The organism is Rahnella rivi, from assembly GCF_019049655.1.
Lineage (GTDB): Bacteria > Pseudomonadota > Gammaproteobacteria > Enterobacterales > Enterobacteriaceae > Rahnella > Rahnella rivi.
On the sequence record NZ_JAFMOX010000055.1, the window covers coordinates 110,291 to 125,699 of the forward strand.

Sequence of the window (15,409 nt, forward strand, 5' to 3'; positions counted from 1 at the left end):
AGCGGCAACCCACGACCTGAAAATCAAACTAACGCATATTTCACCCGATATTCCCCCGACCCCACTTCCGCCGTATACCCTTGCACGCAGGGCACAAAATCAATGCCATCGGTTTCATGCAATGTTTTGCCGTCCGTCAGAAGGAGCGTTGCGGAGGTGTTGGCCGGAATGCTGACCCGAAGATCCACTGTCTGACCATTCACTTCCCAGCGCACGCCTATCGCGCCGTAAATCGACTGATAACGGGCATCGAGCCAGTCAAGGCCGCCGCCAGGCCGCGGCTGAATGACCGCATGTTTGAATCCGGGCTGATCTTCGTCAGCTTCAATGCCTGCCGCTACGCGGTATAACCATTCACCCACCGCGCCATAGGCGTAATGATTGAATGAATTCATGTCCGCGCTCCACATTGAGCCGTCGGGTTTGATGCCATCCCAGTGCTCCCAAATCGTCGTCGCACCGGCTTTGACCTGATACAACCATGACGGGAAATCGTCTTTCAGCAATAACTGCCAGGCCTCCTTCAGCCGGCCATTCTGGCTGAGGGCATGACAGAAATAAGATGTGCCGACGAAGCCGGTCACCAGATGGCCGTCGTGCTCGTTTAACAGTTCGACCAGCGTCTCTGTTGTTCTCTGGCGGAAGGCCTCCGGAACCAGATTAAAATAGAGCGCCAGAATATGTGCCGTCTGGGTTCTGGCCGCCAGCCTGCCGGCGGGAGTGAAGAACTCCTGCTGGAAACGGTGGACGATTTTGTCATGCAGATCGGCGTATTTGCGGTGATCCGCGGTGCGGTTTAATACGCTGGCGGCCTTAGAAAACAGCAGCGTGGAATAAGCAAAGTAGGCCGTGCAGGTCAGATCGTTGGGCGTTGCCCCGAAATAGCTGCCTTCTTTTGCGTCCAGCGCCACCCAGTCGCCAAACTGGAGTTTATAGCGCCAGAGGTGATGCTCTGAATGCGCCTCCATGAAATCAATCCAGCCTTTCATGCTGTCGTACTGATCTTCAAGCACCCGCGTATCGCCGTACATCAGATACATCGTCCAGGGGTTGATCACCGCCGCATCGGCCCACGCAGAAGCCGAATGGGTGCCGCCATCGGCCAGCAAACGATCTTTGCCGCAATGGTTGGTCAGAATGTCCGGGACAACATGCGGCACGCCGCCTTCAGGTGTCTGGTCATAACGCAGGTCGGTCAGCCATTTGGCGAAGAAATTTCGCGTCTGCATCAGATAACTGGCGGTGCGGCAGAAAATCTGCGCATCCCCCGTCCAGCCGAGCCGCTCATCGCGCTGCGGGCAGTCCGTTGGCACATCGATAAAGTTGCCTTTCAGTCCCCACAGAATATTGTGATGCAACTGATTGAGTTCCGCACTGGAGCAGGAGAATTCGCCGGTTTGTTCCATCGCAGAGTGCAGGACAATGGCGGTGAAATTATTCAGATCCACCTCACCCGGATACTCCTCGACTTTTACATAACGGAACCCCTGCCAGGTAAAGTGCGGATGCCAGCACTCTTCCCCTTCACCTTTGAGCACATATTCGGTGCGCTGCTTCGCGGAGCGCAGATTATCGAGATAGACATTTCCCGCGGCGTCCAGCACTTCGAAATGGCGCAGTATCACTTTCTGCCCCGCGCGGCCTTTAACGCAAAATTCCACCCAGCCGCTGAGGTTTTGACCGAAGTCGATCACGCGGTCGCCCTGCGGCGTGGTGATCATCGCGACCGGCTTCAGCCTTTCTGTCTGCTTGACCGCGCCGCTTGCCTGCGCTTTAAGCACCGTTTTATCGCCTGCCATCACCCTGACCGGCCGCCAGACCCGCGGGGTGAATTTCTGCGAGCTCCAGCCGGTTTGTTCTTGCCGGGCGTCGTAAATTTCGCCGTCATAAATTTCCGCAAACAGAATGGGAGAATCGTCCCCTTCCCAGCTTTCGTCAGTGTTAATGATGTCTTGTGAGCCGTCGGTATAGGTAATGACAACCTGACAAATAAGCGCGGTATTTTCGCCATAATAATTACGGTCGCGGGTGAACCCCATATCGCCCTTATACCAGCCGGCACCTAACATCGCGCCGATAACATTTAGCCCGCCGCTGAGGATATCCGTGAGATCATACGTCTGATAAAGCAAATGATGAGCGTAACTGGTCCATCCCGGCGTCAGTTCATCTGTGCCGACTTTATTCCCGTTCACATACAACTGATAAATACCCCACGCACTGACATGCGCAAACGCGGAGGAAATGGATTTATGACTGTCTGCTTCGAAGGTTTTTCTTACCAGCGTGGCTTTTGAGTTATTTTTGTCCTCTGGTTTCTCCGCCGAAATAAACTCTGCGCGCCAACCGCTATCAAGCAGACCGGTAATAAACCCGGCAGGTTCGCTCCATGCGCTGGTTTCAGCATAATTATCCTGTACACGTACACGGACAAAATAACGGGCAGAAGGCATTAATGTGACATTCGCTAAAACAATATTGTTCGACTGTTCACTGTGCTGGACGCCGCTGTCGAAAATGATCTGGTTAAAACAAATATCCTGACTGATTTGCAGCTGATACGAGGTTTGTCTGACATTGCGATGACGGCTCTCGATTTTCCATCCCATCACGGGTAACCTTTCCACGCCCGATAAAGCCGGTTCGTGGTCTAACGTCAGTTTGCTCACTGATAACATCATTTCGCATTCCTTATGTAAGGGGATCCTTTCACTGTGAAAGAATTAAATTTTTGCTGCGGGCGTATCAATATGAAATACCGGCGAATCCTCAAAGAAAGGTTCAGCCTCACTTTTAAATTCATTACGGGGTTTACCGTGGAAACACAGCCAGCCAATCAATAATCCGAGTGCCACGACCGTGGATAAAATCGAGTACAGCGCAATCGGCCCGGCATCGAGTAATAACGGAGTGACAAAGGCCAGCAAACCGCAGGATAAACGGGAAATCGCCACAATAATGCCCTGCGCCGTTGAGCGGAGCATGGTCGGGAATGATTCCTGCGACCAGACTTTCATAATGCCTTCAAACGCCAGCCCGCTGCCCAGCGCGGTAAAGAACAAACAGCTGAACCAGGAGATGGGAGAGAAATTAAATATTACCGGCAGGAAAAATCCCCCGGCAAAACAGAAGGCGCCGAGAATAAAGGTCGGCATCCGTTTTTTCGTATCGACAAACCGCATAAACATAATTCCCGCCACCACGCCTACCGGCATGGTCATCAGGTTCCACAGAGAATTTTTCTCCACGCTGATGCCTACCACGTTCACCGCAATATATGTCCCAAACTGCCCGCCTGTATTCGCAGCAAGATTGGTGAAGCTGTAGAAAATACACAGCGCGACGAAGGGCCAGAGATATTTCCCCCGGATCAGATCCTTAAATGCTGTCTTTTGGGCACGAACGCTGGAAATGCCTTTTTCACGATCTTGTTTAGCACTCAGCCATAATCCCGATTCCGGTATAGTGCAGCGTAATAACAGTAATATTGCCGCGACAACGCAAACATGAAGGTACATGATTTGTGCCCCAGCCTGGCCCCAGCCGCCCACCATGGCGGAAATCGCCATCGTCATCACGATGCCCAGGAACCATAAAAGATTGGAAAGCCCGATAATTTTGCCCCGGTTTTTATCGGTAGCCGCTTCGGCAATGGTGGCTAATGAAACCGGCAGATCGGCCCCCGTTCCCAGCCCGACGAAAAGAGTGCCGATAAGCAGCATCTGGAAATTAATGCCAAACGCCAGTAACAGGGTGCCGGTAATAATCATCGCCATGGTGGTGATAAAGACTTTACGTCTGCCATAACAATCTCCCAGCCTGCCGCCAAGAAGTGCCCCGAGTGCAATACATAACGTTAATACACCGGAAAGGATCCCGATTTCCACTGACGTTGTTCCGATGGCTTTCTGATAAATAACCAGTGCCGTTCCGTTTGATACAATTGCCGAAGAATCAATATAAGAGGCCATGCCAGAGACTCCCCCCACATACCAGGGATTTGTCCGTTTGATGATTGACATAATAATTACCTTTATGAGTTATCGTTAATTTTATCTCTCACTGTTTTTTGTTTTGCAGAGGAATGACTTATTTTTATCCGTGACGTTCAAATAACACTATTACTCACCCGCGCACGTTCCTGAGAGGGGGTGCGCTGAAACTGTTTTTTATAGGCTTCGGTTAAGCGCGGGGCGTTATTAAATCCGCACAGCGTGGCAATTTTGCCAATCGGATAATCTGATGTGCGTAATAACTCCTGCGTTTTTAACAGGCGATACCGGCTCTGAAACTGTTCAGGCGTATATCCGGTTATTTCTTTAATAAAGCGGAACATGGTTCTTTTCGCCACGCCGCTTTCTTCGCATAAATAGTCCCAGTTAATGCTGCTGGCGTAATTCTCGCGTAAATAATTGAGCAGGTGTCGCTTGCCGCTATCAGTGTTGTGGATGCGGTCCCCTTTTCTGCTGGCGCACTGAAAGAGCGTCACGATGATCGACAGCAGGCCGGACTCCGCGCAGGCAAAGTAATGGCTGTCAAACTCTGCGTCGCACTGTGAATTAATCATGTCAGCCACGCTGCCTATTTTATTCAGTTCCTCATCGGTAAGGCTTACGTGATGTTTTTTCATCGTACAGGGAGGTTCGGCGATTGGATGAATTAACGCATCAATGTTTTGAATGAATTTAAATTCCCTTTCTTTATGCAGCAAGACATTTATCACGGACAATTTATTGGTTGACTGATAGCAGTGAATATCATTAGCCGCCACCAGAAAGAAGTCCCCTTTATAGATAAACTCCACCTGATCGTTGATAATATGAAACCCGCTACCGTGACGAACAATAACCAACTCATCAAATTCATGCCGGTGGACATCTTCCATCATTTGGTGATTCATATCGAATAAACTGAAAGCGTGCTGTTCTGAAAGAAAGAAATCCCTGACCTGTAATGTCCTCATAAAATCACCGAGTTAATTCCTTATAAGGGATTTAATTATTCATCCTGTTCCCTGAATGATTATTCCGCTCCGATGGCATGATTAAAGCGTAATAGTGATGACAAGTCTATAAGGCGGGTTGGCACTGGGGCGTAAGTAATAGTGATATTTGTGTCATAAATGACAATAGAGGGGGAATGGGGATATTTCATATCTGGCTTCAGGTCAAGGGCAAGACCGTGGGTTGCCACCCACACCGGCCTTAGCGGCTGCGAATGCGTTTTAACGTCAAGACCTTGGGCTCGCCGCCCAAACGGGCCCAAAGGGTTTTAAACGAAACCCTTTGGAATCCTGCGTTTTTTTAACTGCGCGCTACCGCTCGCGGGCTATGTTTCAGAAACTCCTCCTATTGCCGCAAAATCCCGCCGCTGCGCGGTGCCCTCCGCTCGGGTTACAACCCGCGCAAAAACATGCGCGGTTTTCCACCACTCCCTCCGGCGTGATTTTTGAGCGCGGCCAATGGCTATGTAATTCAAATGATTATTGAGACTTAATTTTCTGATTTATTTCTGAGTTATAAAGTCGAAAACGGTGAGGTTGTGCTTTAAGAAGCCTCTGGCCGCGCTCAAAACGACGTCGAATGAACGGTGAGAAACCGCGAGGGTATTTTTCCGAGCGGGTCCGAACCTGAAATGAGAGGACCGCGTAGCGGCGGCGTTTGCGGCAATAGCGGTAGCCGCTGGAATATAGCCCGCGAGCGGCAGCGCGCAGTGAAAGAGCCTGGGATTCTTAAGGGGGGCGGCGATAAGCCCCCCTTAAGGCCGGTGTGGGTGGCAACCCACGGTGTTGACCTTGAAGTTAGCTTTAAACCCCTTTATCCCCGCGATTCAACCTATGTTTATGCCCTTTCATCAGCCCCAGCGAAGCTGAATACGCCGCGCCTTCGTCTCCTGCCATGATCGCTTCATAAATTCTTTTATGCTCGTTGAGGCACATGCCGCCTTCTTTGGAGGAGTATTCAAAGAACCATTTGAAAATGGTGGTCAGCACATTGCCGAACGGGACATAAAAACAGTTGCCGGAGGAGATGAAAATCATCCGGTGGAACTGGGTGTCGATCTCCACCCAGGCCTGCGCGTCGAAGTTCTCCGAGACGTGGCACATCTGGCGATAAATGCGCGACAGTTCAATGCGCTGCTCTTTGCTGGCATTCACGGCCGCCAGCGCGGTGGCGTGCGGTTCGATGGCTTTGCGAAACTCCAGAAACTGGTGATAAATCTCTTCCGTCGCTTCCATGCCCTGCATCCATTCCAGCAGTTGCGGGTCGAGCATGTTCCATTGCGGACGCTCTTTTACCCTGGTGCCGATTTTTGGACGTGATTCCAGCAGCCCTTTAGACGTGAGCAATTTCAGCGCTTCACGCAGGGCCGTGCGGCTGACACCGAACTGTTCGCCGAGCTCGATTTCACTCGGCAAAATGGCACCGGAAGCCAGTTCACCGGAGAGAATTTTACGGGCGATATCGCGGGCAATGTGGGTGTTCAGCCCACGCGTCATGCCTGCGGCGGTTTCAAACTGCATCGTCATACTCTTCCCTTTTTCAGTGCAGATTGCCGACAGCATAGTTCAGGCGGAGGCACGCTGCATGCGCCCTCCGCTCTGAAACTGAAGAACTGTGCGCTACGGCGCCATCTGCCCGCCGTTAATGTCTAAGATCTGGCCGGTGATGTAGCCGCTGCACGCGTGCGAAGCGAAAAACAGGAAGCTGGGTGCCAGCTCCTCGCTGGTGCCAAAGCGCCCCATCGCGATCGAACCGGCGATTTTCTCCCGCACTTCAGCGCTTTTATCTGCGTGGAAAACGGTGTCGATGGTGCCCGGCGAAATCACGTTGAAACGGATGTTATCTTTGGTGAACTCTTTCACCCAGTTACGGTGAACGTTGTGCAGCCAGGCTTTGGACGCCGCGTACAAACTGGCACCGGGGCCGCCGCCTTCGCGTCCGGCGATGGAACCGGTGCTGATCACCGAGGTGGTTTTACCGCTTTCTTTCGCCGAACGACGCAGATGCGGAATGGCGTATTTCGTGACCATCAGCGCCGAGCGGGCATTGAGATCCATGACATGGTCGTAAAAATCGTCGTCAATGCTTTCCAGCCCCTGACGTCCGCCCAGACCGCCCGCGTTATTGATAAGCACGTCAAGGCCACCAAAATGTTCGACGAAGCGCGACACCAGCGCCTCGCACTCGGCGGACCGGGTGACGTCTGCGCCAAAATAGACCACTTCGCCGCCGTGACTTTCAATTTCCGACGCCAGCTGGTTGAGGCTGGCATCGTGGCGATGGCCGTTAATACCGACCTTAGCCCCCGCCGCCGCAAAAGCTTTGGCCGCCGCCAGACCGATACCTTTGGTTGAACCGGTAATCAAAACTCGCTGACCTTTTAAATCGTTAAACATGATGACTCCTTCATTATTCAGGGATGTTCAGAGGTGTGTCGGGTTGCCACGCCACGCTGAACGCGTTGGCAGACGTCGGCGCGGCGCGGTTGTTGATGCGAACGCTCAGCGTCCGCTGTGAGGCAAAGCCGATAGTCAGTGCCGTGTGCTCATCGTCATGGCTGACCACGCTGACGCGTTCAACCTTTCCGCGCGCGTCCACCGAAGTTTCGCTGGCCTCGTCGAAATAGCCGTGCGTTTCAAATACGCTGGCGAAAATCGCCCTGCTGCCGTGGGTTCGCAACAACAGTGCCGGTTCATTACGCAGGTTAAAATGAGGATCGTGCGCTCCCGTGCGGGCGACAATCAGCTCGCCACCGTCCGGGAAGGCGCTGATCATCGTGCGGTAGGCATCGCCGTCGAGCCAGCTGAATAAAGCCGACTCTCCCGCTGCTACCTGGCCGCGGGCGCAATCCCACAGATGCTGATAACCGTGGTTTTCACCCAGTGGTTTCAGGTGCTCTGCCACCGCCAGCGTCACGTCGCTGCGCACAAACTGGCCGAGGTGATGCAGGCAGTAATCATAGCGATGCGCCTGCGCACTGATCAGACGGAAAACATCGACGATAAGCGGCGCACTGCACTCCGGCAGTTGCAGCAACAGCACGGTGCGCTGCTGATCCACGCCGGGGTAATAGTCATGCAGCCGCGCACTCATGCCCTGTCCTGCCGGGTTATCGGTCACGAAGAAATGCTGTTCGCCCCAGCGGGTTTCGGCCTCCAGGCTGTGCCCGCCGTTCTGGCTCTGCTCATCCACCACTACGGTGTTGTGCGCGACGGTTTGTTTGCAGTAGCTGTTGTTCTCGGGAATATAGCGACCGCCGAATTTCGGCTCGACGTTGACCCAGCGGCCAAAGCCGTAATCACGTAAATATTCGCGCCCGCGGCTGAACAGGCTGAGATGCAGGCCGTCGAAATGGCCGTGGTTGAGCGCCGAATGCAGACGCGGAATGCTGCCATGCTGGCCGTACCACATCAGCGCCATCTCCTGACCGGGAGTGCGCAAAATCCCTAGGCCGCCCTGCGTACCTTGCGGCCCGTCGCGCAGGGCAACACTTCCCCAGCTCACCGGTACGGCTGGCGTATTTTTTAACGCCGCCGATAAATCGAGCGCCGCCGGGCTGACCCAGACGGTGTTTTGCTGCCGGGCGACGGCCAGCCACTGCGGGTTGTGCGCATAACGGTGATAACAGACGCTGGCAGCGATCACCGCGCCCTCGTCGCCAATACCCATGGTTTTGGAAGCATCATTGAGCGCAGGCCAGATGCCGTCGGGAAACGCGGTCTGCATCAGCGCTTCGCAGGTTTTACGGATGATCTGATCGCGGAAGGCGTAAATCTGTAATTCCGGCTGACGGCGTTCGATCATTTCCGCCAGCATCAGCAACGGGCGCAGCGCAAAGCGGTGATAATACGGCCCTTCGATGTAATAGCCGTCCGGTGAAAACAACTGGCCGAGCTGGGCGAAAAATCCGCCGCTGTCGCTGTCGCCTTTCAGCCCGTAAAGGGCTTTTTCGACCAGTGACGGAGAGTCAAGGGCATAGCCGCTGAAAGCGGCAGCGGCCACCGACCAGATGCCGTGGTTGTGCACGATATCGAAATCTTTGCTGTGCCGGTTGAGCGCATCGTCGGCCATCACGCGGAACAGGCCCACTTCGATGTGTTCACGCTGACCGGCGTCAAGCGTGGGGATCAGGCAGTGGTAGCCTTCGACGGTATACAACCAGAACATGTTTTCGTTCAGCGTCTGGTGGAACAACCGCCCCGGCGCATTGCTGTCTTTGCTGGTGGCGCTGCCAAGCGAGGGGTAGATATCGGCATAGCCGGTCAGCAGCGCCAGCGCGAAATCACGGTAACGCGGCTCGCCGGTGATCAGAAACAGGCGACCGGCGAGATGGATATAGAGATAATTTTGTTTGTGCTGCGCGTGCTCCGGGCCGCCCGCCTCGCCCTGGCCGGGGATCTGCGGTGCGTTCAGCATGTAATGCTCCAGCGCGGAAATCTGCCCGCGCAGTGCCTCGCCCGCCAGAGAATCCGCGTTAATTTCCGCACGCAATTTTTCCGCTTCATCAGCGGAGATCAGCAAAGGCTGCCAGGGTTTCATTTTCCGCTCTCCTGTGGCTGAGGCGCGACATACCCGGTGGCAAACGACGGCAGCGAAAGCAGCCAGGTTTCGCGTTCAGCCTCCCGCACCGCACCGCGGGTGACGTCTTCGTGATATCCGCCCGCCATTTTTTTAGTGTTATCCGCTGGCGGTAAAGTGAAGGTCGCGCTGCGGATTTTTTGCTGATAACGCTGCTGGCCGGTGGCGTTATCCGCCCAGGAAAGTAACGGCAGCGGGCGCACCCGGATCTGATCGATGGATTTGTACGGCCAGGGCACAGCGGGATCGCTAAAGCGCGCCATGAAATCCAGCGAGGTGAGCACGCTGCCGCCCTGCGGGGTTTTGTAATGCCAGAGATCGATACCGTTTTTCTGCGCCAGCACCGCCATCATGCTGATCGCCTGCAGGTTGAAATAGCTGTAATGGAAGGAGCGGGTACGCGCCAGTTCGGCGGGCTGCGTGCCGTCGGGGCGCAATTGTACGTCGAGTTTGCTTTTCATCAGCGTCGCCATCTCGCCAATCACCGCTTTATCGCCGAGATACCAGGCGATGCCGGAAACCTGCGTAACGTACCAGTTGCCGTGATTGTTCTCAGTCCGCCCCTCTTTTTTGGCGATTTTGCTGCCCTGAAGCCAGTGCAGATACTCCGTCATCCACGCGCGTAGCTGCTGATCATCGTTGTCGCTCCACGCCGGATTACCGCGCAGCAGCACCAGCGAATCGACGATGCGGGTGGAGAAATAACGCCCGTCCAGCACACCCGCGTTGCGGCCCGGCGAGATCCCCGGCACGCCCTGCGCGAAATTCAGGTTCGGGTTCATGCGGGTTTGCGGGGTGATAAACCAGGTGCGCAGCAGGCTGGCGGCTTTGTCAGCGTATTTTTGTTCGCCAGAGAAATACCAGGCCAGCGTCAGGTTCTGCACCCGTGCGGTAAAATCCGCCAGCCGCACACCGTCGCTCTGATCATTTTTGCTGGCCGGATTGACGTGACCGTCTTTGCGGATCCACGGCAATCCGTCGGATTTACTCTCGTCGGGCCACCAGTAGGCGCTCAGGCTGAGATAGTCATGTTTCGAGCCGCCGGGCGGCGTCATACCTTTATCGGTCACGCTGAGGTTGGGTTTTTTCAGCGCCGAATCCGCTGCCGCCAGCAACTGCCGATAGGCGTCTGAGGTCTGCGGGGCGGCGGTGTTGTCATGCAGTTGCTGACGCACAACGTCCATCTGTGCGGTATTCAGAAAGGCCGGTTCTGCCGCCAGTGCGCCTGCGCAGCAAAATGTCATCGCCATCGCGGCGGCGAGCTTTTTTACCCCAAGGGTACGGCACTGAAATAACATCATGCGTTCTCCGGATTACAATGAATGTTCGCTTTAGTACTACAAATAAAGCAATGAATGCTGAGAAGCGCCAGTCAGAATTGGCTTAAAAAGCCACAATACGCCCAACAAGTGACCCGCTTCACAAATCGATAACAAACTAAGCATTTCTTATTTGTCGGACTTTTAATTTCATCACCCTCTTCTACGCTTGCTCAATACATAACCAAAAACACCTCACCTGCAAACGAGAGAGTAACGACAATGGATATCAATGTTCTGGTCATGATCGGTTACTTCGTCTTAATGATCGCCATCAGTTATGCCTTCAAGAAAATGGCATCCGGCTCCTCGAGCCATTACTTTCGCGGCGGCGGACGCATGCTCTGGTGGATGGTCGGCGCCACCGCGTTCATGATCCAGTTCAGCGCCTGGACTTTTACCGGTGCCGCCGGACAGGCTTACCGTTACGGCTTCAACGTGGTCAGCGTGTTCGCCGGTAACGTGTTCGGTTACCTGATCGCCTGGTGGTGGTTCGCCACCCGCTTTCGTCAGTTACGGGTCGATACTGCCACAGAGGCGATCAACCATCGCTTCGGCAAAGGTAACGAACAGTTTTTCACCTGGATGATCATTCCGCTGAGCATTCTGAGTGCCGGTGTGTGGCTGAACAGTCTGGCGGTGTTTGCCAGCGCAGTGTTCAAGCACGATATTACGCTGACGCTGTGGGTGACCGGCGTGGTGGTGCTGGTGATTTCATTGCTGAGCGGCGCATGGGGCGTGGTGGCGAGCGATTTTGTGCAGACGCTGGTGGTGGCGATCATTTCCATCGCCTGCGCGGTGGTGGCGCTGTTTAAAGTCGGCGGACCGGTCAAACTGGTGACTGAATTCCCTTCCGGCTTTTTCACCGGGCCGGACGTCGGGCCGCATTACATCTCGATTCTGGTGGCCTGCTTCCTGTTCTTTTTCATCAAAAATGTGCAGAGCATCAATAACCTCCAGGATTCCTATCGTTTTCTGAATGCCAAAGACAGTTTCAATGCCAAAAAGGCCGCGCTGTTTGCGCTGTTGCTGATGCTGGTCGGCACGATTATCTGGTTTATCCCGCCGTGGGCGGTGGCCATCCTTTATCCAGACGCCGCCACCGCACACCCTGAACTGGGGAAAAACGCCACGGATGCGGTGTATCTGATTTTCGCCGAACGCGCGATGCCGCTCGGCACCGTCGGCCTGCTGATGGCCGGGCTGTTTGCCGCCACCATGTCGTCGATGGACTGTGCGCTGAACCGTAACTCGGGGATCTTTGTGCGCAGCTTCTGGACGCCGATCGTCAACCGCAACGGCGAGCGCAGCGACAAATATCAGCTGCGCGTCGGCCAGATCGCCTGCGTGGTCAACGGCGTGCTGGTGATTCTGGTGGCGCAATATATGCACACGATGCAGACCGTCAGCCTGTTCGACCTGATGATGAAAGTCGGTACGCTGATGCAGGCGCCGATCGTGGTGCCGCTGTTCCTCGGGGTGTTTATCCGTAAAACGCCGGACTGGGCGGGTTGGGTCACCGTATTGTTCGGGCTGTGCGTGTCTTACATCGTCGCCAATGTGTTTACCGCGCCGGACGTCGCACGGCTCGCCGGCATTACGCTGACCGCACGTGAGCTGCTGGATGTGGCGATCATGTGGAACATCTTCTCGCATTTGGTGTTTACCGGCGGCTTCTTCTGCCTGACCACCCTGTTCTATCGCGAAGCCAACACGGCGCGCGAAACCCAGCGCAAACAGTTCTTCATCGACATGGAAACCCCGGTGTATGCCGACAACGAACAGGATGAATTCGACCGCCTGCAACGGGATAAAATAGGGCGGATCTCCATGTACATGGGTGCCGGATTACTGCTGATGGTCCTGGTGCCCAACCCGCTGTGGGGACGGATTCTGTTCCTGCTCTGCGCCCTGTCGATTCTTGTTTTCGGCTGGATTTTGCACCGCAGCGCAGAAAAAGGCATGAATGCCGCTAAAGCAGAAAAAGCGGCGGCGGCAGACAAGGTCAAAATCGTGGCGTCGCAACGCTAAGGCGTGGCGTGTTTAACCCATAAAAAAACCCGCCTGGTGAGGCGGGTTGAGATTTCGGAAAAAACAGACATAAAGCGATATTACTTTGGCAGTTCCGTCACTTGTTTGACTTCAGTTTTGCTGATTTGCTGTTTCACACCATTTGCATCGGTATATTCCAGTAAGCCAGTTTCAGCTTCTTTTGGTTTTCCGTCGCTGATGATGGTACGGGCATCATTCGTCTGAATGGCATAACTCGTGCGGGTGCAGCCTGACAACGCTGCGACACTGATTAATGCGGCAAGTGGCAAAATCAATTTCCTGTTCATCGTTCTCTCCTTTGTCATTGTTGACCTGAAAAATTAGTTATCCAGTTCGCTCATGTTTTTAACCTGATCACGGTTAATCTGCTCTGTCTTACCTGTCTCTGCATTTTTGTACGACACCAGACCGGTATCGTCATCGACCTGTGGTTTTCCGTCCGTTACGATGGTTTTTCCGTCCGTCGTTTTTATTGCCTGATTCGAGGCGCAGCCTGCAACAAACAGTATTGAGACGGCGGCCAGCGATGCGGCAATAAGGTTTTTCCTTTTCATATCTTCCCTCCTGAATTGGGGTTTTGACTTAACAATTAGTCTATTAACTATAGTCACGAATTTCACATTCAGGCCAAAATCAGACAAACGGAAGTTTTTTGGCTGTTTTTTGGACGCAAAAAAAGCGGGTTTTCACAAAAATCCACCTGACAGCAGGCACCAAAATCCGTACCCTACTGCGCATAGACACTGGCGGCCTGTGCGCCGCGATTTTGCGAAAGAGAAATTTGTGACAAGTCCAATTCAGAAAGAAAAATACAACATAGATAAACTGCAAAAGCGCCTGCGTCGTGACGTGGGTAAAGCGATTGCGGATTTCGGAATGATCGAAGAAGGCGACCGCATTATGGTCTGCCTGTCAGGCGGTAAAGACAGTTACACCATGCTGGAAATTTTGCGCAATCTGCAAAAAAGCGCCCCGGTGAATTTCTCCCTGATTGCCGTCAATCTTGACCAGAAACAACCGGGTTTCCCGGCGCATATTCTCCCGGAATATTTGCAGGAACTGGGCGTGGAGTATCAGATTGTCACCGAAGACACGTATGCGATCGTCAAAGATAAGATTCCGGAAGGCAAAACCACCTGTTCCCTCTGCTCACGTCTGCGCCGCGGCATTTTGTACCGCACTGCCACTGAGCTGGGGTGTACCAAAATCGCGCTCGGCCATCACCGCGACGATATTCTGCAAACGTTATTCCTCAACATGTTCTACGGCGGCAAGCTGAAAGGTATGCCACCGAAACTGATGAGCGATGACGGTAAACATATCGTGATCCGCCCGCTGGCGTACTGCCGCGAGAAAGACATCGAACGTTTCGCGATTGCCCGTGAATACCCGATCATTCCTTGTAATCTGTGCGGTTCGCAGCCAAACCTGCAACGCCAGGTGATCGGCGACATGCTGAAAGACTGGGATAAAAAGTATCCGGGTCGCATCGAAACCATGTTCAGCGCGATGCAAAATGTGGTGCCTTCACATCTTAATGATATGAATCTTTTTGATTTTAAAGGGATTCAGCACGGCAGTGACGTGGTAGACGGCGGGGATCTGGCGTTCGACCGGGAAGAGATCCCGATGCAGCCGGTCGGCTGGCAGCCGGAAGACGATGAAACCGTCGCGGTGGTTGAGCGTCTGAACGTGTTGGAAATTAAATAATCTTCAGGCGTTAACCGTTTAGAGTTGAAAGCCCGCCGCCTGTGCGGGCTTTTGCATTTTCAGCACAAATCGACGGTGTCGGTCCAGTTGTAATTGGTCATCACCAGTTTCACCGGCAGGCTGATTTCGCCGAACCGCTGATGCTGATTTTCGTGGAAAAAATCCCGCAGGGTGGAAGGTAAATATTGAGCGCTGTAGCGCAGCAAAGTGCTGTGCCAGAATATTTGCGGGATGGCCGCGCCCGGATAGCGATCTTTAATCTTTCCCGCCCACGACGTCCCCAGTAAATGTTCCACCAGCGACTGCCTGACCCGCAAACTTTCCTCATCGGGAATGCCCGCCAGCAAAAGTTGATCCGCCAGCGCCACCAGCCGCAGATCGCTTATGCGCATCACATGCCCCGCACAATGCTGCCTGAAGATGTCAGTCAGTTCCGCCAGACCTTCTGCCTCTTCCGGCCGCTCATACAACGCCTGTGTGATGGCGAAAAAGGTAAAGTGCATACCCTCGGGCGGCGCGATATCGGCCAGCGGATCGCCTTGCGCTGCGCGTTCTGCGCGGGCTAATAACCCCGCCATCGGTGCGCCAGCCCGGTTGCCGCTGGTAATCGCCAGCCGGGTGGGATGATAGAAAGGCGCGGATCTGACCTCCCCCGTCTGCGGATGTGCCTGCCATAAACTCAGCGTCCGCCGGGTCGTCTCTTCGTATGCCTGATGGATCATTTTTCCGGTATGCAAGACAAACTCC

12 protein-coding genes are annotated in these 15,409 nt (G+C 54.1%); 2 read left to right on the top strand and 10 right to left on the bottom strand.

The features are described from left to right. Positions 1-23: 23 nt before the first annotated feature. From J1779_RS09425 to J1779_RS09455, 7 genes are all read right to left on the bottom strand, one after another. Positions 24-2,681 carry a glycoside hydrolase family 78 protein gene (locus J1779_RS09425; protein ID WP_238485115.1) on the bottom strand — a complete coding sequence of 886 codons (2,658 nt, stop codon included), beginning with the start codon at positions 2,679-2,681 and terminating at the stop codon, positions 24-26. A 42-nt stretch (positions 2,682-2,723) separates the two neighbouring features. Continuing rightward, a complete protein-coding gene (locus J1779_RS09430) occupies positions 2,724-4,022 on the bottom strand; it encodes an MFS transporter (protein ID WP_122095247.1) in 1,299 nt (432 codons plus the stop codon). 86 nt (positions 4,023-4,108) lie between these two features. After that, a complete protein-coding gene (locus J1779_RS09435; protein ID WP_238485117.1) occupies positions 4,109-4,888 on the bottom strand; it encodes a helix-turn-helix domain-containing protein in 780 nt (259 codons plus the stop codon). Positions 4,889-5,806: 918 nt separating this feature from the next. Next, on the bottom strand, positions 5,807-6,529 hold the full coding sequence (locus J1779_RS09440; protein WP_217203636.1) for a FadR/GntR family transcriptional regulator: 723 nt from the start codon (positions 6,527-6,529) through the stop codon (positions 5,807-5,809). 93 nt (positions 6,530-6,622) lie between these two features. Continuing rightward, positions 6,623-7,399, bottom strand: a complete 777-nt coding sequence (locus tag J1779_RS09445) for an SDR family NAD(P)-dependent oxidoreductase (protein ID WP_217203637.1) — start codon at positions 7,397-7,399, stop codon at positions 6,623-6,625. 13 nt (positions 7,400-7,412) lie between these two features. Further along, positions 7,413-9,542 (bottom strand): heparinase II/III domain-containing protein, encoded by a 2,130-nt coding sequence (locus J1779_RS09450; protein WP_217203638.1) that lies wholly within the window; start codon positions 9,540-9,542, stop codon positions 7,413-7,415. Next, positions 9,539-10,831 carry an alginate lyase family protein gene (locus tag J1779_RS09455; protein WP_238485122.1) on the bottom strand — a complete coding sequence of 431 codons (1,293 nt, stop codon included), beginning with the start codon at positions 10,829-10,831 and terminating at the stop codon, positions 9,539-9,541. The genes J1779_RS09450 and J1779_RS09455 overlap by 4 nt, the downstream gene beginning before the upstream one ends. A gap of 291 nt (positions 10,832-11,122) precedes the next feature. Between J1779_RS09455 and J1779_RS09460 the strand changes: the two genes are divergently transcribed. Continuing rightward, the gene (locus J1779_RS09460; RefSeq protein ID WP_056770378.1) at positions 11,123-12,931 is read left to right on the top strand and encodes a sodium:solute symporter family transporter; all 1,809 of its coding nucleotides are present in this window, start codon (positions 11,123-11,125) and stop codon (positions 12,929-12,931) included. Positions 12,932-13,011: 80 nt separating this feature from the next. Here J1779_RS09460 and J1779_RS09465 read toward each other — a convergent pair whose 3' ends face one another. Both J1779_RS09465 and J1779_RS09470 read right to left on the bottom strand, forming a co-directional pair. Continuing rightward, complete coding sequence (locus J1779_RS09465) at positions 13,012-13,239, bottom strand: YgdI/YgdR family lipoprotein (protein WP_056770375.1); 228 nt, start codon at positions 13,237-13,239, stop codon at positions 13,012-13,014. A 33-nt stretch (positions 13,240-13,272) separates the two neighbouring features. Continuing rightward, positions 13,273-13,506: a YgdI/YgdR family lipoprotein gene (locus J1779_RS09470; RefSeq protein WP_056770372.1), complete on the bottom strand. Its 234-nt coding sequence runs from the start codon at positions 13,504-13,506 to the stop codon at positions 13,273-13,275. Between the two features lie 229 nt (positions 13,507-13,735). On the opposite strand from J1779_RS09470, the gene ttcA reads away from it, so the two are divergent. Continuing rightward, a complete protein-coding gene (gene ttcA, locus J1779_RS09475; protein WP_122095625.1) occupies positions 13,736-14,662 on the top strand; it encodes a tRNA 2-thiocytidine(32) synthetase TtcA in 927 nt (308 codons plus the stop codon). A gap of 59 nt (positions 14,663-14,721) precedes the next feature. Here the strand turns inward: ttcA and J1779_RS09480 are convergent, their stop codons facing one another. After that, the gene (locus tag J1779_RS09480) at positions 14,722-15,399 is read right to left on the bottom strand and encodes a hypothetical protein (RefSeq protein WP_217203639.1); all 678 of its coding nucleotides are present in this window, start codon (positions 15,397-15,399) and stop codon (positions 14,722-14,724) included. Positions 15,400-15,409 lie beyond the last annotated feature (10 nt).

Excerpts from the sequence above, each read along its gene's own strand:
- J1779_RS09425 (WP_238485115.1), bottom strand. The coding sequence starts at position 2,681 with ATGATGTTATCAGTGAGCAAACTGACGTTAGACCACGAACCGGCTTTA.
- J1779_RS09430 (WP_122095247.1), bottom strand. The coding sequence starts at position 4,022 with ATGTCAATCATCAAACGGACAAATCCCTGGTATGTGGGGGGAGTCTCT.
- J1779_RS09435 (WP_238485117.1), bottom strand. The coding sequence starts at position 4,888 with ATGATGGAAGATGTCCACCGGCATGAATTTGATGAGTTGGTTATTGTT.
- J1779_RS09440 (WP_217203636.1), bottom strand. The coding sequence starts at position 6,529 with ATGACGATGCAGTTTGAAACCGCCGCAGGCATGACGCGTGGGCTGAAC.
- J1779_RS09445 (WP_217203637.1), bottom strand. The coding sequence starts at position 7,399 with ATGTTTAACGATTTAAAAGGTCAGCGAGTTTTGATTACCGGTTCAACC.
- J1779_RS09450 (WP_217203638.1), bottom strand. The coding sequence starts at position 9,542 with ATGAAACCCTGGCAGCCTTTGCTGATCTCCGCTGATGAAGCGGAAAAA.
- J1779_RS09455 (WP_238485122.1), bottom strand. The coding sequence starts at position 10,831 with ATGGCGATGACATTTTGCTGCGCAGGCGCACTGGCGGCAGAACCGGCC.
- J1779_RS09460 (WP_056770378.1), top strand. The coding sequence starts at position 11,123 with ATGGATATCAATGTTCTGGTCATGATCGGTTACTTCGTCTTAATGATC.
- J1779_RS09465 (WP_056770375.1), bottom strand. The coding sequence starts at position 13,239 with ATGAACAGGAAATTGATTTTGCCACTTGCCGCATTAATCAGTGTCGCA.
- J1779_RS09470 (WP_056770372.1), bottom strand. The coding sequence starts at position 13,506 with ATGAAAAGGAAAAACCTTATTGCCGCATCGCTGGCCGCCGTCTCAATA.